The sequence below is a fragment of the Hoeflea sp. TYP-13 genome (genome assembly GCF_040932035.1).
In the GTDB taxonomy this organism is placed as follows: Bacteria; Pseudomonadota; Alphaproteobacteria; order Rhizobiales; family Rhizobiaceae; genus Hoeflea_A.
In genome coordinates this window covers 1,553,198-1,573,580 of the sequence record NZ_JBFRBB010000001.1, presented here as the reverse complement: position 1 = coordinate 1,573,580, position 20,383 = coordinate 1,553,198, and the positions used below count along the sequence as shown (strand labels likewise).

Genomic DNA, 20,383 nt, shown 5'->3' with positions numbered 1-20,383 from the left:
GGACACGATACATTGTGGAGCAAGACCACATCCAATGTCGCTGAACCAGTAAATCGAAACCGGAGACAATAATGCATCTGCACCTTCGCGATGAAGCACGCGAGAGCGAACGTAGAACGCCGATCACGCCGGCGGATGCCGCCAGCTTCATCGAAGCGGGTTGGCAGTTCACGGTCGAGTCGAGCGCCAAACGCATATTTTCCGATTCGGAATATCGCGATGCCGGCTGCAATATCGTCGCCCCCGGCAGCTGGACGTCGGCAGAAGGTGATACAGTCATCCTGGGTTTGAAGGAGCTGCCGGAAACACCGCCTGCCCTCGCCAACCGGATGATTCATTTTGCCCACATCTATAAAAACCAGTTCGGCTGGCGTGAGGAACTGGAGCGGTTCAAAAATGGCGGCGGGACGCTCTACGACATCGAATTCCTCGTTGACGCAAACGGGCGCCGTTCAGTCGCCTTCGGATATTGGGCAGGCTGGATGGGTGCGGCACTTGCCCTGTGGAGGCATCTGGCCCGGGCGCAAGGTCACGACGGTCCTTATTCGTCTCTTCAGAGCTTTGAAAGCCGGATGCAGGTTCAACAGGAAATCGAAAAACTTGCCGGAAGTGCCGCCACGCTGCCCCGGTGTATTGTCGTTGGCGCAAAGGGCAGATCCGGCTCCGGCGCCATTGATGCACTTAAAATTGCCGGGTGTGAAATCACCGAATGGGATAAGGAAGAAACCGTCGATCTCGACCGCCGGACACTGCTGGCGCATGACCTCCTTGTTAATTGCGTGCTGATGACCGGCCCCGGCCTGGTGCTGGCAACGCCGGATGACCTTGGCAGCGCCGGTGCGAATATAACGACGATCTCGGATGTGTCCTGTGATCCTTTGAGCGAATATAATCCACTGCCCGTCTACCGCGCACCAACATCCTGGGAACGCCCATTCATTGAAATCGGCAGGAATGGCAGCGGGAACCCCGTTGAGCTGACTGCGATCGACAATTTGCCTTCCCTCATTCCGCGCGAGGCTTCGGAAGATTTTTCAAGTCAGTTCGCACCGGTGCTGTTGCGTTTCGATCACGGTGAAGAATGGCAGGCGGCTAAGCAAGTTTTTGCAGAAAAGATGAAACAGGCTTTTGGATGATGGAAGTTAGCTGGCTTCCGGAACCGTCGTTGCCTTGAATTTTGACATCAGATAGGGACCGGACAATACCGGTTTATATTTCGGCGGTTGACCGGCCGGTCGGCAAGACTTCAAACATTCGATCTTTGCGTGCCAATTCGGCTGGTGGAAGAAGGCAAAACTTTGCCGCCTCAGCATGCCGCCGTCCTTGGGCTCCGGATTGACCACCCGGTGCAGGGTGGAGACCCAGCGGTCGTTGGTCCACCGTGCCATGAGGTCTCCTATGTTAATGACAAATGCACCGGGCACGGGAGGAACAGCCACCCAGTCGCCATCCGGTGAAAGTATTTCCAGACCCTTGGATCCCTCCTGAGGTAACAATATTGTGAGGCTGCCATAATCCGTATGCGCACCGGCTCGAAGCTGTCCGGGTTTGGGCGCGGCGGTCTGCTCAGGATAGTTTAACGCGCGCAACGCGCTGATCGGCGCGTCGATAAATGGATCAAAATGCGCCTCAGGCAGTTCAAGGGCGACAGCGAACAATCTCATGATCCGCGCTGCAAGGTCTTCCATGGCTCCGTAGTAGGTTTTCCAGGCATCAACAAAGCCTGCAGGCTCATCGGGCCAGATTGTTCTTGCATAGCAAAATTCCAGCGCCTCACGGTCTTCCATGCCATTTGGCACAGAAAGCGGGCCGCCATTGAAGCTTTCCTTGAGGTCCGGCGGTGTTTCCATTCCCCGCGATTTGGCCAGGGCCTCGAGCTCGGGGCCGAGATATCCGTAGGGATAGCCCTCGTAGGGCGCCTTTGCGCGCTGCTTCACATCATGAGAAAGGCCGAAGAACGCATGCGCCGCATCCCATGCATCGGCAACAACCATGGCCGGAACCTGATGATTGCTTATTGCCAGAAAACCGGATGTCCTGCAGATCCGGTCGACCTCACGCCCAAGCCGGCGCTTGCCCTTTTTGTCTGACCGCTCGAATTCGCCCAGATCAAAAACCGGAAATGCCGAAGCCATTGCACCCGCCGCCGTCATTTGTTTCAAGACGGAGCCAGCCGATCATATCGCGGCAATACAGTCAACGGGATGGTTCCACGTACGGATCCGGCCTGGATATATTACTGTCTGATTTTCGCTGAGGGCCGGCTTTGGAAATGGCCGACCGGGTTCTGCACCGGCGGGACGGCGGCCTTAGGCCGCCGCACCAACCACCACAGTGATGCTTAAAGGCGATAAAGAATCTGATCGTTCCAGAAACGGTCAAGGCGTTGCAAGGCCTTGTTCATATTTTGGAATTCAGCCGCATTTATGCCTCCCACCTGCTCAATCGAGCCGATGTGCCGCTCGTAAAGACCCGCAACGATATCGGCAATCTCATTGCCTTTATCCGTCAAGCTGATGCGTACCGACCGACGGTCGACGCGCGACCTCTGATGGTTGATAAACCCCAGATCCACAAGCTTTTTAAGGTTATATGACACGTTGGAGCCAAGATAATAACCACGCGAACGCAGTTCACCGGCGGTCAATTCGGAATTGCCAATATTAAAGAGCAGCAGCGCCTGAATGGCGTTGATATCACTGCGGCCGTTCCGCTCGAACTCATCCTTGATGACGTCCAGCAGCCGGCGATGCAACCGCTCCACCAGTTGCAATGATTCCATATACAAGGAACGCAGTGCGTCCTTGTCCTGTGCCTGCGGCACAGAGTCCGCTCGCAAACTATTTTCCATCGTTATGCCTCACTGTTGTTCTGGTGGTTTTTTGCCCACCTTGAGGCACACCCTATCGAATACGTCTAAAATCAGACTTAAAATGCAATATTAATAGAAGGTTACCGAGTAAAAAGCAAATTCAAAGTGAATAAAACCTTACTCAACCTGTTCATCACTTCGTTTAGAGAAATATAACACAATACGGAAAACACCGTAAAGTATTGCTACAGCAACGTGCGTGCCGATTATCAACCAGTCATTGCCGTAGAGTTCCGGGAACAACCCGTGCATGGCGATTTCGGTGAGCGCCGCAACCAGCCAGACGACAGGCCCCCAGGAGACAATCATCCATAATCCTATGCCGGCTACAGGCCATAGTACCGCAAGACTTGCGGCGGCTATCTTCCAGTGCACGGGCAGAAGATCGAACCGCCATGCCCCCTGCTCCGCGACGCCAATCAGCAGCGACCAGTAGCGCAATCCGGCGATCAGGCAAAAGATGGCGATTATCCGGTGAAAGATATCGAACGCAAGCTCGGTAGTGCTTGGGCGCGGAGCGCCTTGATCTCTCAAATCGCTCATTTTGCGTCTGGAAACTCAGTCAGCTCATCATCGCCAAGAGGTTCGAAATAGGCATCGACATCCGCCGCGCTGATTTCTTCCAGCGTCGGCGGATGCCAAACGGGATTGTTGCACTTGTCAACAATGACCGCGCGGATGCCTTCAGTGAATTCGTGTCCGCGCAGCATCCTTACCAGAATGCGAAACTCCATGCGCATACATTCCGCCAGGTTCAGTTTTATTCCTTCCTGCAACTGCCGGAAAGCAACCGACATGCTTGTCGGTGATTTTGTTGCCATCGCTTCAAGCGCCGATTTGGCGAAAGCGCTGTCTTCCTGTGCATCTTCAAGATTGGAGATGATCTCGCGGACGGAGCCGGCTGAAAACAGGCGGTCGATTTCGTCGTGATCGAGTTTGCTTTCCGGCATGGACTGGCGGTCGTCATAGCTGTCCAAAACGGAACCCGCATCTTCGGCTTCGCAGAGGGCAGCTTCCAGATCGTCCAGTGCATCCGCTTTTACCGAATGGGTCGCGATGCCACAAATAAGTGCATCAGCCGCACGGATGCGTCCGCCAGTGAGTGCCAGATACATGCCGCAGTTTTTTGGCAACCGCGGCAGAAAATGACTTCCGCCGACATCCGGGAAGAAGCCGATACCGACTTCGGGCATGGCGAATACCGCATTTTCCGTCATCACGCGGTAGCGGCCGTGTACCGCGATCCCGACGCCACCGCCCATGATAATGCCGTTGATGAGCGCGATGATCGGTTTTGGGAAAACACCCAGGCGCGCATTGAGACGATACTCGTCGCGGAAAAAGTCGTAATGAAGATGACCGGATTTGGCCATGTCGTAGAGTTCGAGCAGATCGCCGCCGGCACTGAACGCACGCCCCTCACCCTTGATAATGATGTGTTTGATCCGGGCGTCGGCTTCCCAGGCATCGAGCGCCGCGTCGATTGCCATGACCATTTTGTCGTTGATGGCATTCAGCGCCTTCGATCGCGTTAGCGTAATGACGCCTGCGTTCCCTTTGACGTCAAATGCAATATCATCTTCCGCGCCAAATGTCATTTTCGACCATCCCGTGCTTTCAGTCACCCATGCTCTAAGCAGCCCCTTGCCTTAGGTCAATGGCACACCGATCATTCGTCTCGACAGAGTGGACGTGCTACAGTCGCCGACGGCGACATATTGGCCGCTTGGAATGCGATGGCGCCGCATGATAAGGAATGACAAATCGGTCCAATTCAGACGCAGGCTAGAGTGCAATGAACCGGCGAATCGACAAATCAGCCCTGTCCCGACGCACCGTTGACGAGATCACCGGCGGACGCCGCATGCGCCGCAACCGCGGCGCCGACTGGACACGGCGCCTGGTGCAGGAAAACAGCCTGACGGTCAATGATCTGATCTGGCCGATATTCCTCATACCCGGCAGCAATCGCAGCGAGGATATCGAGGCAATGCCGGGCGTTCAGCGCGTCACACCGGACCTTGCGGTCAGGCAGGCAGAAAAGGCGGCGAAACTCGGCATTCCTGCCATTGCCACATTCCCCAATATCGAAATCGACCTGCGTGACGATACAGGATCGCACGTGCTTGCGACCGACAATCTGATCAATCAGACAACGCGCCTCATCAAGCAGGAAATTCCCGAAATCGGCGTCATAACAGATGTCGCACTCGATCCGTTCACCAGCCACGGGCATGACGGGATCCTGAGGGACGGCATAATCGTCAATGATGAAACGGTGGCCCAGTTGGCGGAAGCCGCTGTGCTTCAGGCTGAAGCCGGCGCGGACATCATTGCGCCATCCGACATGATGGACGGGCGCATAGGAGCAATCCGCGACGCACTTGACGGCAGCGGCTTTAGCCATGTTGGTATCATGTCCTATGCGACCAAATATGCTTCGAGCTTTTACGGCCCCTACCGCGAGGCCATCGGCACCCAGGGTCTTTTGAAAGGCGACAAGCGCACCTACTACATCGATCCGGCAAATACGGATGAGGCCGTGCGGGACGCAGCCCTGGATGTTGAGGAAGGTGCCGACATGCTGATGGTCAAGCCGGGCCTTCCCTATCTCGACATCATCTGGCGGCTGAAGGAAACCTTCGCCATGCCGACCTTCGCCTACCAGGTTTCCGGCGAGTATTCGATGATCAAGGCGGCCGACCACAATGGCTGGATCGACGGCGAGCGCGCCATGCTTGAAAGCCTGCTGGCATTCAAACGCGCCGGCTGTGACGGCATCCTTACCTATTTTGCTGCCGAGGCCGCGCAGATACTGTCGCAGCGGTGATTTCCGAACTGCCACCGCACACGTACTTGAAACGGTGGTGAACAGTCCCCACCTTTGTCATATCAGACAGCAAAAACAGCAAGATGCGCTGCCCGCCCGTGGCCCGTAATGCCGCGGGCGAGGCTTATGTCGCCCAGGCTTGTATTTGTATGAAGGATGTTGCAATGACACAGTCACCAGTAACGACGGATGCGGTGCCTGAAATGGATGCAGAACTTGATACCTGGAAGCGTTACGAAGGCGTTCGCTCGCGCCGCATCATGGCGTTTTTTATCGACTATGCCCTGGTCCTGGCACTGTGTGTGCCGGTAGCCGTTCTGATATTTTTCCTCGGAATATTCAGCTTCGGCCTCGGCTGGATGCTTTATTCGGTGCTCTTTGCTATCGTTGCCCTTCCCTATGTCGGCCTCACGCTCGGCGGCATCAAACAGGCAACGCCCGGCATGCAGGTCATGGGCATTCGCATGCTGCGCACGGACGGCTATGATGTCGACCCGATGCTGGCAATGGTCCATGCGGTGCTGTTCTGGGCGGGAAATGTCATCTTCACCCCGCTGATCCTGCTGGTCAGCCTGTTTGCGAACCGCAAGCGCCTGCTCCACGACCTCCTGCTTGGCGTTGTCGTCATCCGCGACGATCTGTAATTCCCTGAATTATCTCGATTAGCGGCAAATTGCCTGACCGCACGGCGCGCCCTTCAGGACCGCGCCGTGTGGAATGGTGTTTCTGTGTCCGGCACTATCGGGCAAAGCTGCCGCTAATTTAGCCGTATAAAGGCAATATGCCGCTTTGATCCGGACGAAACGGCGGATAAAATTGGAGCCCGCGCATAACGGAAAAAAATATCAAGGCAGGGCATGCAGGATTTCCACCTTCTGGCGACCTTTGTAATCATTGGCGCGACCATTATTGCCTATGCATCCGAGCGGTTCTCCATGGAAGCCGTGTCGCTGGGCAGCCTGTCGATCCTTCTCCTGCTGTTTGGCTCCATGCCTTACACAACAGCGGAAGGCGTTGAACTGGGGCCTTCAAAGCTGCTGGCAGGGTTTTCCGATCCGGCGCTTGCGACTGTCATCGCCCTGTTGATTGTCGGCCAGGGTCTATTCGCAACCGACGCCATTGACGGCCCGGCACGAAACATCAGCAAACTTGGGGGCGCAAGTGGCCGGCGGACGATATTCTTTGTCATCATCGCCGCCGGTGTCCTGAGTGCATTTTTGAACAACACCCCCGTCGTCGTCATCTTCATTCCAATCCTCACAGTGATCGCGGCGCAGCGCAATTATCCCGGCTTCAAGGTGTTCATGCCACTGTCTTTCATGTGCATCCTCGGCGGCATGACGACGCTTCTGGGGTCGTCCACCAACCTGATTGCGGCCGGCGTTGCGGCTGATTACGGTGTGCATATCGCCTTTTTCGACCTCACCGGCATGGGTTCCATGCTTGCCCTTGTCGGCGGGCTTTATGTGCTTTTCCTGATGCCCGCCATGATGCGCGAGCGCCCGTCGGTCATGACCAGGGACCATTCCACGCAAGGCGCACAGTTCATCGGCGAAATACCCGTTTCGGCGGGGCACCCGTTTGTCGGCCTGCAGTCAAAGGCGGGCATGTTTCCCGGCATCCGCGATCTGACACCACGGCTGATGCACAGGCGGCACGTGCCTATCCTGCCGCCATTTGAGGATATCACCATCTCCGCCGGCGACACGCTGGTCGTCACCGGAACCCGGCGGGCCTTTTCGCGCGCGCTTGCGCTCGGCAACGCCGTTGCCGATCCGGACGATACGGCTGAATCGAGCGATCAAACCGAAGATGGCGGCGAAAGCCAGCGGCCAGGCCCCGACTATCATCTTGTCGAAGCCGTGATTGCGCCCGGCTCGCGCTTTGCCGGACGGACCATCCAGCTTTCCGGTATCAGGGCCCGCCACGGCGTTTCCGTATTCGGGGTCCAGCGCAAGAGCCGCATGGCACGCATGCCGCTTTCGGAAATCCGGCTGGAGCCGGGCGACACATTGCTGCTGGGCGGCAATTACGAGCAGGTCCTGCAGTTGCGCGGCGACCACGACCTTCTGCTGCTCGAACATTCCGCCGAGCCCGTTCCGCAAAGCCGCAAGGCGACGATCGCCTTTTCCATCTTCATGGGCATTATCCTGCTTTCGGCCTTCGAGATCCTGCCGATTGTGGTGAGCGCGATTACCGGCGCTGTGCTGATGCTGGCATTCGGGTGTCTCACCATCTATCAGGCGGCCCGTGCCTTCGACCGCCAGGTTTTTCTGCTTGTGGGCTCGTCCATTGCCCTTGCGACGGCCCTTCAGGGCACCGGCGGCGCATCGCTGATTGCCGACAGCACGGTGATGGCGCTCGACGGTGCTCCGGTTCCGGTTGTCCTGTCTTTGCTGTTTCTGGTTATGGCGGTCGTCACCAATATCCTCAGCAACAATGCGACGGCGGTGCTGTTTATGCCGATTGCGCTTGGTGTCGCCGCAAGACTCGGTGCCTCGCAGGAAGCGTTCGTCGCGGCGGTTATATTCGCTGCCAATGCCAGCTTTGCCACACCCATCGGCTACCAGACGAACCTGCTTGTCATGGGTCCCGGGCACTACAGTTTCCGGGACTATCTTCGCGCGGGACTTCCGCTTGTTGTGATCATCTGGTTAACATTTTCGATTATCGCACCGTGGTATTATGGATTATAGTTGCCGTAAAGGAGTCGTGCACCCGTAGATGACAAACCAACCCGTCCAGTCTCCGCAGTTTTTCCTGACTGCCCCTTCCCCCTGCCCCTATCTGGAAGGGCAGTTCGAGCGGAAGGTGTTTACGCATCTGGTTGGTGAAAAGGCAGCGGATCTCAACGATCTTCTGACCCAGGGCGGATTCCGGCGCTCACAGAACATAGCCTATAGACCGGCTTGCGAGACCTGCCGCGCCTGCGTATCGGTGCGCATCCTTGCGGGGGAATACTCGCCCAACCGCTCGATGAAGCGCATATTGGCGCGCAACCGCGATATCGTTTCGCAGGAGTTTCCCGCTGAGCCGTCGAGCGAACAATATTCCCTTTTCCGCGCCTATCTCGATGCCCGTCACAATGAGGGCGGCATGTCCGACATGACCGTTCTCGACTATGCGATGATGGTCGAGGACACGCACGTTCCCACCAAAATCATCGAGTACCGCATCGGTGGCAGCAGCATAGACAGCGACGACAAGCAGAAGGGGCAGCTCATCGCTGTGGCGCTCAGTGATCTCATGGGCGACGGCATTTCGATGGTCTATTCCTATTTCGACCCGGATTTTTCCGACCGTTCGCTCGGCACCTATATGATCCTCGATCATATCCGCCGGGCCCAGGATCGCGGCCTGCCGCATGTCTATCTCGGCTACTGGGTCGCCGGCTCGCGCAAGATGGACTACAAGACGCGTTTTTTACCGCAGGATCACCTGATGGCCAGCGGCTGGGAGCGATTTGAGGGGTAGTTTTGCCCTTACCTGCCGTGATGAAGCATACGCCCAATTGTGTTCATCAACACCTGTGCGGCGAGGATCGACGTTGAGCCTGAGTGGTCGTATTCGGGCGCCACTTCGACAAGATCCATGCCGATGATCGAGCCGCGCTTGGTCAGCCCGTCGAGCAGTTCGAGGATTTCGTAATAGAGAAAACCGCCATGGCTCGGCGTTCCGGTGCCGGCAGCAATAGACGGATCGAATCCATCGATGTCGATGGTCACGTAATAGCGAACCCCGGCCGGAATGCGTTCAAGGACGGCATCGACGCCCAGTTTGCGGAACTGGCGCACGGATAAAATGTCGGCGCCCATCGCGCGTGCCGCTTCATAACCATCCTTGGCAGTCGATGACACGTTGCGAATGCCGATCTGGCTGAGGCCGGTGACATAGTCCTTTTCGGCTGCCCTGCGCATCGGATTGCCGTGTCCGTAGCGCACGCCATGGCGCTCGTCGACAAAATCGAGATGGGCGTCGATCTGCACCAGATGGAAAGGCTCCTCATCGCTGAAGGCATTGATGCAGGGGATATTGACGGAATGATCACCGCCGAGAACCACGGGGACCGCTCCGGCTTCCAGGATTTTTCTGACGCCGAACTCGATGTTGTTGTGGCTGCCGACCGTATCGGTATGGATGATGTCGGCATCGCCGATATCGACGATCTTGACCTTGTCCGCATCGAGATAGGTGATGTCGTCCTCGTGGTCGTAGGCACCGGCATGGCCAAAGGAAAACAGTGTCGAAGCTTCGCGTATAGCGCGCGGACCGAAGCGGGCGCCGGCACGCCACTGCGTGCCGAAGTCAAACGGCGCACCCAATATAGCGACGTCCGCATCGATGGCGTCCCAGTCTTCGACGTAAGGGTATTTGCCGAAGGTGCACAGCCCGACGAACGGAAGGTTCAGCCGGCCTGATTCATAGCCGTGTTTTTTGTCGCCTTCGCTCATCGCCGTCTCCGCTTACATACTGTTGTGGCCGGAGCTTACATCAATATCAGCTTGAAAAACGACCCGATCTCGGAAATCCACGCGGCGCGATGCGGCCTGCCTGCGCACGGTCGCCCATCCATTCGGTGAGTTCTTCCTTCATCTTGGTGTGGGTGCGGCCGGCGGAATCCTGCCAGGTCAGCCCCTCATCCATCGCAAAGGTCTTGATATCGGCAATGGTGGCATCCTTGTAGCGCTGCAGGCGCACGCCCTTGCCGCGGCCCATCTCAGGCAGTTGCACGAGCGGGAAAATGAGCAGCTTCTTGTTCTTGCCGATCACCGCGACGCTGTCACCGCTCACCGGCACGCACAAGGTGGCTTCCACCGGCAGCTTGACGTTCATGACCTGCTTGCCCTTGCGGGTATTGGCGGTGATATCGGATTGCGGAACGATAAACCCGTTGCCGACGGTCGATGCAAGCAGCAATTTGCCCGCCGGGTCGTGGATGAAGGCCGAGACGATATCCTGATCATTGTCCATATCAACCATGATACGCACCGGTTCGCCATGTCCGCGGCCGCCCGGCAGGCGGTCGCAGCCGAGCGTGTAGAATTTACCGCCGGTGGTGAACAGGATGATTTTGTCGGTGGTATGCGCAGGGAAGGCAAATTTCAGCTTGTCGCCTTCCTTGAAGGTAAGGCCCGAATAATCCGAAAGATGGCCCTTCATGGCCCGGATCCAGCCCTTCTGCGAGACGACGACCGTAACTGGTTCCTTCTCGATCATTGCCTGCTGGATGGCTTCGATATCCGTGTCGGGCGCATCACCGAAGCTGGAACGGCGGCGGCCGATCTCGGTATCCTTGCCGAACTGCTTCTTGACCTCGCCGATTTCCCAGGCAACCGTCGCCCACTGTTTTTCGTCAGAGGCAAGCAGCGCCTCGATCTCGGCCTTTTCGGCCGTCAGCCCGTCGAACTCCTTGCGGATTTCGAATTCCTCGAGCTTACGCAGGGAGCGCAGGCGCATATTGAGGATCGATTCGGCCTGAAGGTCCGTAAGCTCATAACGGCGCATCAGCTCGGCCTTCGGATCATCCTCCTCGCGGATAATCCTGATGACCTCGTCGATATTGAGATAGGCTATCAGATAGCCGCCGAGAATCTCCAGCCGTCTTTCTATCGCCGCCAAGCGATGGCGCGACCGGCGCTGCAGAACTTCCTTGCGGTGTTCGAGCCATTCCAGCAACACCTGCGGCAATGACATGACCTTCGGAACCCTGCCCTTTGATAGGACGTTGAGGTTCAGCGAAATGCGCGATTCGAGATCCGTGAGCTTAAACAGCGATTCCATCAGCAATGTGGGATCGACACTGCGGTTCTTCGGCACAAGGACCAGCCGGATATCTTCTGCCGATTCATCGCGGATGTCGTCGAGCAATGGCAGCTTGCGGGCAAGCAGCAGCTCGGCGATCTTTTCGATCATGCGCGACTTTTGAACCTGATAGGGAATCTCGGTTACAACAATGACGTAACTGCCGCGTCCGGCGTCTTCCTTTTCCCAGCGGGCGCGCACGCGAAAGCCGCCGCGTCCCGTCTTGTATGCTTCCAGGATCGAGGCCCTGTCCTCGACAATCACGCCGCCGGTCGGCAGATCCGGGCCCGGTACCATTTCGACCATCTTTTCGATCGTCGCGTTGGGATGTTTGATGAGATGCAGGGCCGCATCGCACAGTTCGGCGGCGTTGTGCGGTGGGATCGATGTCGCCATGCCGACCGCAATGCCTGTCGCACCGTTGGCGAGCAGGTTCGGAAACGCTCCCGGCAGAACCACTGGCTCGCTGTTTTCCTCGTCATAGGTCGTGCGAAAATCAACGGCGTCCTCATCGATGCCTCTCAGCAGCAATTCAGCCACCGTGGTCATCTTGGATTCCGTGTAGCGCATCGCGGCGGCGTTATCGCCGTCGATATTGCCGAAATTGCCCTGCCCGTCGACCAGCGGATACCGCACGGCAAAATCCTGCGCCAGTCGCACCAGCGCATCGTAGATCGCCTGGTCGCCATGGGGATGGAAATTACCCATCACCTCGCCGACGATCTTGGCGGATTTCTTGAAGCCGCCGGCTGAGCGCAGACCCATATCGCTCATCGCGTAGACGATACGGCGGTGCACGGGTTTCAGGCCGTCGCGCACATCCGGAAGTGCGCGATGCATGATGGTCGACAGCGCGTATGCGAGATAGCGCTCCTCGAGCGCCGATTTCAGGTCTACCGGTTCTGATCTGTCATCGCCGCTGCCGGGCGGAATAAGGCTTTTTCCCATAGCCTGCAATTAGCCGAAACGTTGATTCGCAGCAAGGCTTGGTGCCTTTTGAAAGGCTCTCGAACTGTTGAAGTATAACCTTCCAGCAACCATGTAAGGTATCCGGGGAGGTTACCGTCATAAAAAAGCAACGCATAAGCTGTTTCTTAACGCAGAAACACGTTTGAATGGTGCCCGCCGCCGTGTTGGCGCTAAAAGAAACCGATATTCAAGCACCAGGAAGGAAAAGAAATGCGCGCCAGATATCTTAAAACAGGGATTGCAGCGAGCATCGTGCTCCTAGCGTCCTCGCAACTGTCTTCTGCAGTGGACGCTGACGATTTCGCCAAGAAGTTTGCAGCAGCCTACTCCTCCCAGGGTGCGGAGATAAAGTATGACGGTGTTTCGGAGCAAGGTGACAGCATTGTGCTCAGCAATGTATCGGTCGGAATTCCGGGAGAAGATGAAACCATCAAACTAGGGGACATGACCTTCAACGGCGTTGCCGACGATGGTTCGGGCGGCTACCTGGTCGATTCGTTTGTGGAAGACAGCATCGAGTTCTCCTCAGACGACGTGTCACTCACGCTTAAAGATCTTGCAGTGAACAATCTTCGGGTTCCGGCGGAAGCCAAAATGGAATCGCTCGATGATATGCTCTACTACGATTCAGCAACGACCGGCCCCCTGGCGGTCACGGTCGAGGGACGCGACGTCTTCAAGATCGCCAAATCATCTGTCACGCTTTCGAAGAATTCAGACGACACGCGCATGGATTTCAAAGGCCGGGCCGACGGGCTGGAAATTGATCTGAGTGAAGTTCCGGACGCCGAGGCGCAGCAAGCCATTGACGGTATGGGCTACCAGTATGTGGGCGGCGATATTGTCGTTGACGGATACTGGTCGCTGCCGACCGGCGAACTCACCTTGTCGGAATATTCGCTGACACTCAACGATGTCGGACGCCTGGACATGCAGTTCTCGATTTCCGGTTACACGATGGACTTCGTGCGCGGCCTTCAGGAACTGCAGGAGCAGATGGCCGCCCAGGCAGACGATGAAAAGGCGCAGCAGGCAATGGGCTTCGCCCTCCTCGGCATGATGCAGCAGCTGACATTCAACTCGCTTTCACTGCGTTTTGACGATGCCTCGGTAACCAACAAGGTCCTTGATATGGTGGCCAGCCAGCAGGGCATGAGCCGCGACCAGATGGTACAAGGCCTGCAGGGCATGCTGCCTTTTGCTCTGGCGCAGCTGCAGAACCCGGATTTCCAGAAGCAGGTCACGGAAGCTGTGAGCCTTTATCTTGCCGATCCGAAGAGCATCGAGGTCAGCGCCCAGCCGAATGCTCCGCTACCCTTCGCCTCACTGGTCGGTTCGGCCATGGGCGCACCGCAGACCCTGCCTGACGTGCTCAACGTCTCGGTAACGGCAAACCAGTGATACAAATAAAAAACCCGCCGAATGGCGGGTTTTTTATTATCCGTGTTTCTGAAACGGTCACTCGTCCTTGGCGACCGGGATGATCCGCAGATTGAGATCCCTGAGCTGCGCGGCCTCGGCTTCGCCGGGTGCGCCCATCAGGAGGTCCTGCGCCTGCTGGTTCATCGGGAACATGGTGACTTCACGCAGGTTCTTGGCGCCGACCAGCAACATAACCATGCGGTCGATGCCGGCCGCCATACCGCCGTGCGGAGGTGCGCCGTACTGGAAAGCGCGGTAAAGACCGCCGAAACGCTCCTCGACCACCTTTTCGTCAAGTCCGACCATGCCAAAGGCCTTGACCATAAGTTCCGGAATATGGTTGCGGATACCGCCCGACCCGATTTCAAAGCCATTGCAGACGACATCGTACTGATAAGCCAGCACCGATTGCGGATCATCGCCGTCCAGCGCTTCAATCCCGCCCTGGGGCATTGAAAACGGGTTGTGCGAGAAATCGAGTTTGTTTTCTTCGTCATCCCATTCGTAGAACGGATAATCGATGACCCAGCAAAGCTCAAAACGCTCGGTATCTATGAGATTCAGTTCCTCGCCAACGCGCGTGCGCGCATCGCCGGCAAAGCCGGCAAATTTCTGCGGCACGCCGGCAACAAAGAAGCAGGCGTCCCCGGCTTCCAGTCCAAGCTGGTTGCGGATCGCGTCGGTACGCTCGGGACCGATGTTTTTGGCGAGCGGCCCGGCACCTGCAATGGCACCCTCCTCTTCGCGCCAGAATATATAGCCGAGCCCCGGCTGGCCTTCCCCTTGCGCCCAGGAGTTCATCCGGTCGCAGAAGGCACGGCTGCCGCCGGTCTTGGCGGGAATCGCCCAGACCTCAACCTTCGGATCGTTGGCGATCATGTTCGCAAAGACCTTGAAGCCCGATCCGGCGAAATGCTCGGTGACGGCTTCCATCACGATGGGGTTTCTCAGGTCCGGCTTGTCGGTACCGTATTTGCTGATCGCCTCGGCGTATGGAATACGCCGGAATTCCTGCGTAACCGGCTTGCCGTCGGCGAATTTTTTGAAAACGTCGCGGATGACCGGTTCCATCGTCTGGAGAATATCTTCCTGCTCGACGAAACTCATCTCCACGTCGAGTTGATAGAATTCGCCCGGAAGGCGGTCGGCGCGCGGATCCTCATCGCGGAAGCACGGAGCAATCTGGAAATACCGGTCGAAGCCGGACGCCATAATCAGCTGCTTATACTGCTGCGGGGCCTGCGGCAGGGCGTAGAATTTGCCCTGATGAATGCGGCTCGGCACCAGGAAGTCGCGCGCACCTTCGGGTGAGGAAGCAGTGAGAATCGGCGTCGAGAACTCGGTGAAGCCCACCTTGCCCATCAGATCGCGCATGGCGCCGATGATTTCCGTGCGGCGAACGATATTCCTGTGGAGCGTTTCACGCCGCAGGTCGAGGAAGCGGTATTTCAGGCGGACGTCTTCGGGATATTCCGGCTCGCCAAAGACCGGCAGCGGCAGTTCGCTTGCCGCCGAAAGCACTTCGATTTCGCGGGCGTAGATCTCAACTTCACCGGTCGGCAGGTTTGGATTGACCGTATCGTCGGAACGGGCCTTTACATCTCCGTCTATGCGGATGACCCACTCGCCGCGCACGGTTTCAGCCAGATTGAACGCATCCGAATCGGGGTCTGCCACCACCTGTGTCACGCCGTAATGGTCGCGCAAATCAATGAACAGGACGCCACCATGGTCACGCACACGATGGACCCAGCCAGAAAGTCTGACGGTGGATCCGACATCGGATTTGCGAAGGGCGGCGCAGTTATGGCTGCGATAGCGGTGCATCGGTCTTTCCTGATTGGTTTTTTGCATATGAAACGACATCCGGCCCAAACGGGCTCAAAGTCACTGTGAAAGCCGCGCGGACAAGCGCATGACCGGCGTGATTTGTCAAGCAAGCGGGCAAAAATAACCGCACAATCAGCGTGGATTCCGCAAGACAAACTTCAGAACGGTGTTATTGTCGGCAGCCAGAGAGAGTCCTTCCCAGACCGTAATGATTTCAAGATGAATTCCATACGACCGCTTGTCCCGCTGTTTGTGGCAGCCGCCATCCTGCTCGCCGGGAACGGGCTTCAGGGAACGCTGATTTCGCTTCGCGGCGCCGATGAAGGTTTTTCGACACTGATGATCGGCATCATCGGTGCATCCTATTTCGCCGGGTTCATGGGCGGTTGCTTCATCGTGCCGCGTATTTTGCGGGCGGTCGGACACATCCGTGCATTTTCCGCACTTTGCGCCATTGCCGCCAGCGGAACCCTGCTTCTTGTCCTGATCGTCGATCCTGTCGTGTGGATCGTGCTGCGGTTCCTGATGGGGCTTTGCTTTGCTTCGCTCTTCACCACCGTCGACAGCTGGCTCAATTCAGGCGTCACCAACGAGAACCGCGCCCGGGTGCTTTCCATCTACCGGCTGGTGGATATGGTCGTGGTGACTGCCTCTCAATATCTCATTCCCGTGTTTGGCGCGTCGAGCTTTGCCATATTTGCGATCCTGGCAATCATGATCTGCATGTCGCTGGTGCCCATTTCGCTGGCGGACAAGTCAAATCCGAAACCGCCGAGTAGCTTTTCCTTCAGCCCGACACTCATTTGGCGGCTTTCGCCCATTGCCTGCATCGGCTGTGTTGCGATTGGCCTGACCAACGCCACCTTCCGCATGATCGGGCCTATCTATGCCCAGACCATCGGTCTGCCGGTTACCGCAATCGCCACATTCATGGGCGCCGGCATTCTCGGCGGTGCGGTTCTGCAATATCCGTTCGGCATTTTGTCGGACCGCTACGACCGGCGCATCATCCTGCTGATTGCAACCACCGGTGCGACGCTTGCCGGCCTATACATCAACGGTGTGGCGAAGTCCGATCCGTTGCTCAACTATATCGGCATATTCATGTTCGGTGCCTTTTCCCTGCCGCTCTTTTCCCTTTCAGCGGCCCATGCAAACGATCATGCGTCGAAAGACCAGTATGTGCATGTCGCTGCCGGACTGATCTTCTTCTGGTCGGTGGGCGCAACTGCAGGTCCGTTCATTTCGTCCGCGCTGATGCAGATATTCGGCCCTTCGGTGCTCTTCACCTTTACCAGCGCCATTCACGGAGCGCTTATCGTGATAACGCTTTGGCGCATGAGGGTCCGGGCCGGCGTGCCGCGCGGCGCGCGTGGCCGCTACCACGCGCTTTTGAGGACGTCGCTGTCTTTCACACGCATGGCAAGCAAGGAAGGACGCAAGGAGCGCGACCGCATGTCAGGTAATGGAAGACAAGTTGAGGATAATTAGGTAAAGAGCGTTTATGGATATCATCAGTACAACCGGCGCGCTGGAAGCGGCCTGCAAGACACTTTCCCAATCTGATTACCTCACAATCGACACCGAGTTCATTCGCGAGACGACGTTTTGGCCTGAGCTGTGCCTCATCCAGATGGCGACAGACGATCTTGCCGTCATTGTCGATCCGCTGGCTGACGGTATCGACCTGCAACCGTTTTTCGCGCTGATGGCGGACACTTCGGTTATCAAGGTATTTCACGCGGCACGTCAGGATATCGAGATCATCTATAATCTCGGCGAGCTCATTCCACATCCGATATTCGACACCCAGGTTGCCGCCATGGTGTGCGGCTTTGGCGATTCAGTGTCCTACGACCAGCTCGTTCAAAAAACGGTCGGTGCGCAGATCGACAAGACGTCACGCTTCACGGACTGGCGCCAGCGTCCGCTCTCGGACAAGCAGCTTAATTACGCCCTTGCAGATGTAACCCATCTGCGCGGCGTTTATAAAATGCTCAATAAAAGGCTTCGGGAGGAAGGGCGCGAGCATTGGGTCAAGGAAGAGATGGATATCCTGGAATCGGCTTCCACCTATGACCTGCACCCAGACGAGGCCTGGACGCGCCTGCGCATGCGGGTCAGAAAACCGCACGAGCTTGCCATCATGAAGCATGTTGCGGCCTGGCGTGAACGGGAGGCACGGCAACGCAATGTTCCGCGCCGGCGCGTTCTCAAAGACGACGCTATCTATGAAATCGCCCAGCAGCAGCCGCGCGACACCGGCGCGCTGGGGCGGCTGCGCACCATTCCGAAGGGGTGGGAGCGATCGCAGGCGGCCGGATCCATTATCGATGCTGTCAGTACAGCGCTCGCCATGCCGAAAGATGAAATGCCGCGGCTCAACAAACCCGCGCAGGCGCCGGAGGGTGCGGCGGCGGCAAGCGAGCTTCTCAAGGTCCTTTTGAAAATGACCACTGAGAAACATGGCGTTGCTCCCAAGGTCATCGCCAATACCGACGATCTGGAGCGCATCGCCGCGGAGGGCGAAAAGGCCGAAGTCGGTGCGCTCTCCGGCTGGCGCCGGGAGCTGTTCGGTGAAAAGGCTCTGAAACTCCTGCGCGGAGAAATGGCGCTGCGCTTCATCGACCGCAAGGTCGAGGTGGTGGAGCTGCAGGACTGACGTCTGGCCCGCTATGACGCCGCGTCAATCTCGGCGAAGACCTCCAGCGCCGCATTCAGGCCGTTGATTGCGGCCGGAAATCCTCCGTAGAGCGCCATTTGCCAGATCGCCTCCGCAATCTCCTCACGGCTGGCGCCCGCCTTCAGCGCGCCGCCGATATTCACTTTCAGCTGCGGTGCCGTTTGGCCGCCCAAGGCAGTCAATGCCGCAATTGTCGCGAGGTAACGGGTTCGAAGATCGAGCCCTGGCCGGGCATATTGCCTCCCATAGGCAAAGTCGACGACAGCTTCGGAGAGCCCGGGCAGAAGATGGCCGTAACGCTCTTCCAGCGCCGCTTCCATTCCAGGGTTGAGTTCCTCGGACAATTGGCGGCCGATTTCGACAGTGCTCTTGTGCGACATAGCGAGATCTCCATAGTTATCGTGCCGGTGCGAACGGGTCGCAACCGGGGGTGCATCGGTGATCGCAGTGATCAGGATTCGATGTTGAGGTGCAGCGTTTTTCCGGTCAGCCGCGCGAGCTGCTGAAGCCGGCCCTCCAGCCTTTCGCCGGTGAAACTGCGCAGTCTTTCAGGAACGTTGAGAACCAGCGTATCATCGGCAACCGGGCTGAATTTTACCGACGGCGTTACGCCGGGCATCGATGCCGAGAACAGATAGCTGATCCGCAGGAGCCCGCCGAGCAGTTTGGCGAACTGCTGCAGCCGGGGCGTGGCGATTGCCGCAATGGACTCGCTGTGTCCGTCGCCGCGCATCCCCTCGAAGCGGTAATAATTCGCAAGCGCTATATAGGCCCGGCCCGCATGGGTAATGCCGCCAAATGTGCCATTGGCGATCAGGTTGAGCGATTGCGAGCCGCGGTAATCGGGGTGAGCGCGCCAGCTGATATCGGCAAGGAGGCACGCGGCGCGGCGATAGCGCGCTTCCTCGATGCTTTCTTCGACACCGAAAGCCTTGAATGCGCCCTCGGTCCAGTCGGCGAGTTCCCTCGCGTGTTCGGGAGACCGGGACCGAAGGATCGCCAGCTCATTTGCGGCGCTGAGCAGCGGATCGCGAGACCGCTCATTGTCGTCCAGCAGCGAATACAGGAAACCCTCACGCACCCCGAGCGCTGAGAAACTCACCTTCCGCGGACGCATTTCCCTGAGTATTTCGGCCATGGCCACCGCGCCGAAGGGCAACAGGCTGCGCCGGTTGCGGGACACGGCGCGCATCGCCTTGGCTTTGGCAGTCGCACCTTTTTCGACGCTGTGAAGGAAATCGACCGCTTCGTCGGCGTCTATTTCGTAGCCTTGCGTCATGTGCAACGGATAGCCCGTTACCTCCATGTGGAGCTTGGCGAGATTTCGCCAGGTTCCTCCGACGGCATAAAAGGTCCTTTTCTTTCCCTGTTTGAGAAGGGATGCTGCGGCAAGGTTTGTGCGCACAATCTGCCGGGCCTTGCCGATCGATCCTTCAGCAGCCTCTGACAGCCGCAGGCCGCCGATCGGCAGCGTGATTCCGTCACCGATATCACTTCCGGTAATATCGACGAGTTCCAGCGAACCGCCGCCCAGGTCGCCGATGATGCCATCCGGCTCGAAAAAACTGCTGATGACGCCGAGCGCCGAATAGTAGGCTTCCTGCCTGCCGCTCAGCACATTGATGCTCTGCCCCAGAATGGCTTCCGCCTCCTGGATGAAATCGGGACCGTTGGCAGCTTCGCGGGCCGCAGCCGTCGCAATGACGTGAAGCCCGGTGGCGCGGGCCTGCTCGGACAGGGCGTGAAAGCGTCTTAATGCCGCCAGCGCGCGGCTGACGCCTTCAATGTGCAACAGACCGGTCGCGGCGATACCCTTTCCAAGCCCGCACAGAACCTTCTCGTTGAACAGAACCGTCGGTGTGCGGTTCAGCCCCTCATAGATGACCAGACGCACGGAGTTGGAACCGATATCGACGACGGATACCGGTGCTATGCCAGGCAGGCGGCCCTGGGCTTCGGATTCAACCATTCGGTA

17 protein-coding genes are annotated in these 20,383 nt (G+C 57.7%); 8 read left to right on the top strand and 9 right to left on the bottom strand.

Going from position 1 to position 20,383, the window contains the following annotated elements; translation table 11 throughout:
• Window positions 1–71 precede the first annotated feature (71 nt).
• The gene (locus tag ABVT35_RS07350) at window positions 72–1,136 is read left to right on the top strand and encodes a saccharopine dehydrogenase (RefSeq protein ID WP_368465629.1); all 1,065 of its coding nucleotides are present in this window, start codon (window positions 72–74) and stop codon (window positions 1,134–1,136) included.
• 6 nt (window positions 1,137–1,142) lie between these two features.
• Here ABVT35_RS07350 and ABVT35_RS07345 read toward each other — a convergent pair whose 3' ends face one another.
• From ABVT35_RS07345 to ABVT35_RS07330, 4 genes are all read right to left on the bottom strand, one after another.
• A complete protein-coding gene (locus tag ABVT35_RS07345; protein ID WP_368465628.1) occupies window positions 1,143–2,135 on the bottom strand; it encodes an isopenicillin N synthase family dioxygenase in 993 nt (330 codons plus the stop codon).
• Window positions 2,136–2,341: 206 nt separating this feature from the next.
• Window positions 2,342–2,851, bottom strand: a complete 510-nt coding sequence (locus tag ABVT35_RS07340) for a MarR family transcriptional regulator (protein ID WP_368465627.1) — start codon at window positions 2,849–2,851, stop codon at window positions 2,342–2,344.
• A 138-nt stretch (window positions 2,852–2,989) separates the two neighbouring features.
• The gene (locus ABVT35_RS07335; RefSeq protein WP_368465626.1) at window positions 2,990–3,415 is read right to left on the bottom strand and encodes a DUF6163 family protein; all 426 of its coding nucleotides are present in this window, start codon (window positions 3,413–3,415) and stop codon (window positions 2,990–2,992) included.
• Window positions 3,412–4,470, bottom strand: coding sequence for an enoyl-CoA hydratase/isomerase family protein (locus tag ABVT35_RS07330; protein WP_368465625.1), 1,059 nt, complete (start codon window positions 4,468–4,470; stop codon window positions 3,412–3,414). The genes ABVT35_RS07335 and ABVT35_RS07330 overlap by 4 nt, the downstream gene beginning before the upstream one ends.
• 224 nt (window positions 4,471–4,694) lie before the next feature.
• Between ABVT35_RS07330 and hemB the strand changes: the two genes are divergently transcribed.
• The 4 genes from hemB to ABVT35_RS07310 all read left to right on the top strand — a co-directional run bounded on the left by hemB (window position 4,695) and on the right by ABVT35_RS07310 (window position 9,176).
• Window positions 4,695–5,702, top strand: coding sequence for a porphobilinogen synthase (gene hemB, locus ABVT35_RS07325; RefSeq protein WP_368466295.1), 1,008 nt, complete (start codon window positions 4,695–4,697; stop codon window positions 5,700–5,702).
• Between the two features lie 164 nt (window positions 5,703–5,866).
• Complete coding sequence (locus ABVT35_RS07320; RefSeq protein WP_368465624.1) at window positions 5,867–6,346, top strand: RDD family protein; 480 nt, start codon at window positions 5,867–5,869, stop codon at window positions 6,344–6,346.
• A gap of 213 nt (window positions 6,347–6,559) precedes the next feature.
• Entirely contained in the window at window positions 6,560–8,398 is a 1,839-nt protein-coding gene (locus ABVT35_RS07315) for an SLC13 family permease (RefSeq protein WP_368465623.1), read from the top strand.
• A gap of 28 nt (window positions 8,399–8,426) precedes the next feature.
• Window positions 8,427–9,176, top strand: a complete 750-nt coding sequence (locus ABVT35_RS07310; protein ID WP_368465622.1) for an arginyltransferase — start codon at window positions 8,427–8,429, stop codon at window positions 9,174–9,176.
• 8 nt (window positions 9,177–9,184) lie between these two features.
• Here the strand turns inward: ABVT35_RS07310 and speB are convergent, their stop codons facing one another.
• Both speB and parC read right to left on the bottom strand, forming a co-directional pair.
• On the bottom strand, window positions 9,185–10,153 hold the full coding sequence (gene speB, locus ABVT35_RS07305; protein WP_368465621.1) for an agmatinase: 969 nt from the start codon (window positions 10,151–10,153) through the stop codon (window positions 9,185–9,187).
• Between the two features lie 46 nt (window positions 10,154–10,199).
• Window positions 10,200–12,452 (bottom strand): DNA topoisomerase IV subunit A, encoded by a 2,253-nt coding sequence (gene parC, locus ABVT35_RS07300; RefSeq protein ID WP_368465620.1) that lies wholly within the window; start codon window positions 12,450–12,452, stop codon window positions 10,200–10,202.
• 231 nt (window positions 12,453–12,683) lie between these two features.
• Between parC and ABVT35_RS07295 the strand changes: the two genes are divergently transcribed.
• Window positions 12,684–13,874 (top strand): hypothetical protein, encoded by a 1,191-nt coding sequence (locus ABVT35_RS07295; RefSeq protein WP_368465619.1) that lies wholly within the window; start codon window positions 12,684–12,686, stop codon window positions 13,872–13,874.
• Window positions 13,875–13,931: 57 nt separating this feature from the next.
• On the opposite strand, the gene aspS is transcribed toward ABVT35_RS07295, so the two are convergent.
• Window positions 13,932–15,722, bottom strand: coding sequence for an aspartate--tRNA ligase (gene aspS, locus ABVT35_RS07290; RefSeq protein WP_368465618.1), 1,791 nt, complete (start codon window positions 15,720–15,722; stop codon window positions 13,932–13,934).
• Window positions 15,723–15,944: 222 nt separating this feature from the next.
• On the opposite strand from aspS, the gene ABVT35_RS07285 reads away from it, so the two are divergent.
• Window positions 15,945–17,216, top strand: coding sequence for an MFS transporter (locus tag ABVT35_RS07285; protein WP_368465617.1), 1,272 nt, complete (start codon window positions 15,945–15,947; stop codon window positions 17,214–17,216).
• A gap of 19 nt (window positions 17,217–17,235) precedes the next feature.
• Window positions 17,236–18,387 (top strand): ribonuclease D, encoded by a 1,152-nt coding sequence (gene rnd, locus ABVT35_RS07280; RefSeq protein WP_368466294.1) that lies wholly within the window; start codon window positions 17,236–17,238, stop codon window positions 18,385–18,387.
• A gap of 11 nt (window positions 18,388–18,398) precedes the next feature.
• Here rnd and ABVT35_RS07275 read toward each other — a convergent pair whose 3' ends face one another.
• Together ABVT35_RS07275 and ppx are read right to left on the bottom strand one after the other, a co-directional pair.
• Window positions 18,399–18,788 carry a carboxymuconolactone decarboxylase family protein gene (locus tag ABVT35_RS07275; protein ID WP_368465616.1) on the bottom strand — a complete coding sequence of 130 codons (390 nt, stop codon included), beginning with the start codon at window positions 18,786–18,788 and terminating at the stop codon, window positions 18,399–18,401.
• A gap of 71 nt (window positions 18,789–18,859) precedes the next feature.
• The gene (gene ppx, locus ABVT35_RS07270) at window positions 18,860–20,377 is read right to left on the bottom strand and encodes an exopolyphosphatase (protein WP_368465615.1); all 1,518 of its coding nucleotides are present in this window, start codon (window positions 20,375–20,377) and stop codon (window positions 18,860–18,862) included.
• Between the last annotated feature and the right edge of the window lie 6 nt (window positions 20,378–20,383).

Bases quoted from the DNA above. Each gene is read 5' to 3' on its own strand.
- ABVT35_RS07315 (WP_368465623.1), top strand. From the start codon at position 6,560: ATGCAGGATTTCCACCTTCTGGCGACCTTTGTAATCATTGGCGCGACC.
- parC (WP_368465620.1), bottom strand. From the start codon at position 12,452: ATGGGAAAAAGCCTTATTCCGCCCGGCAGCGGCGATGACAGATCAGAA.
- ABVT35_RS07320 (WP_368465624.1), top strand. From the start codon at position 5,867: ATGACACAGTCACCAGTAACGACGGATGCGGTGCCTGAAATGGATGCA.
- ppx (WP_368465615.1), bottom strand. From the start codon at position 20,377: ATGGTTGAATCCGAAGCCCAGGGCCGCCTGCCTGGCATAGCACCGGTA.
- ABVT35_RS07275 (WP_368465616.1), bottom strand. From the start codon at position 18,788: ATGTCGCACAAGAGCACTGTCGAAATCGGCCGCCAATTGTCCGAGGAA.
- ABVT35_RS07295 (WP_368465619.1), top strand. From the start codon at position 12,684: ATGCGCGCCAGATATCTTAAAACAGGGATTGCAGCGAGCATCGTGCTC.
- speB (WP_368465621.1), bottom strand. From the start codon at position 10,153: ATGAGCGAAGGCGACAAAAAACACGGCTATGAATCAGGCCGGCTGAAC.
- ABVT35_RS07340 (WP_368465627.1), bottom strand. From the start codon at position 2,851: ATGGAAAATAGTTTGCGAGCGGACTCTGTGCCGCAGGCACAGGACAAG.
- ABVT35_RS07345 (WP_368465628.1), bottom strand. From the start codon at position 2,135: ATGGCTTCGGCATTTCCGGTTTTTGATCTGGGCGAATTCGAGCGGTCA.
- ABVT35_RS07285 (WP_368465617.1), top strand. From the start codon at position 15,945: ATGAATTCCATACGACCGCTTGTCCCGCTGTTTGTGGCAGCCGCCATC.
- ABVT35_RS07330 (WP_368465625.1), bottom strand. From the start codon at position 4,470: ATGACATTTGGCGCGGAAGATGATATTGCATTTGACGTCAAAGGGAAC.
- aspS (WP_368465618.1), bottom strand. From the start codon at position 15,722: ATGCACCGCTATCGCAGCCATAACTGCGCCGCCCTTCGCAAATCCGAT.
- ABVT35_RS07350 (WP_368465629.1), top strand. From the start codon at position 72: ATGCATCTGCACCTTCGCGATGAAGCACGCGAGAGCGAACGTAGAACG.
- ABVT35_RS07310 (WP_368465622.1), top strand. From the start codon at position 8,427: ATGACAAACCAACCCGTCCAGTCTCCGCAGTTTTTCCTGACTGCCCCT.
- ABVT35_RS07335 (WP_368465626.1), bottom strand. From the start codon at position 3,415: ATGAGCGATTTGAGAGATCAAGGCGCTCCGCGCCCAAGCACTACCGAG.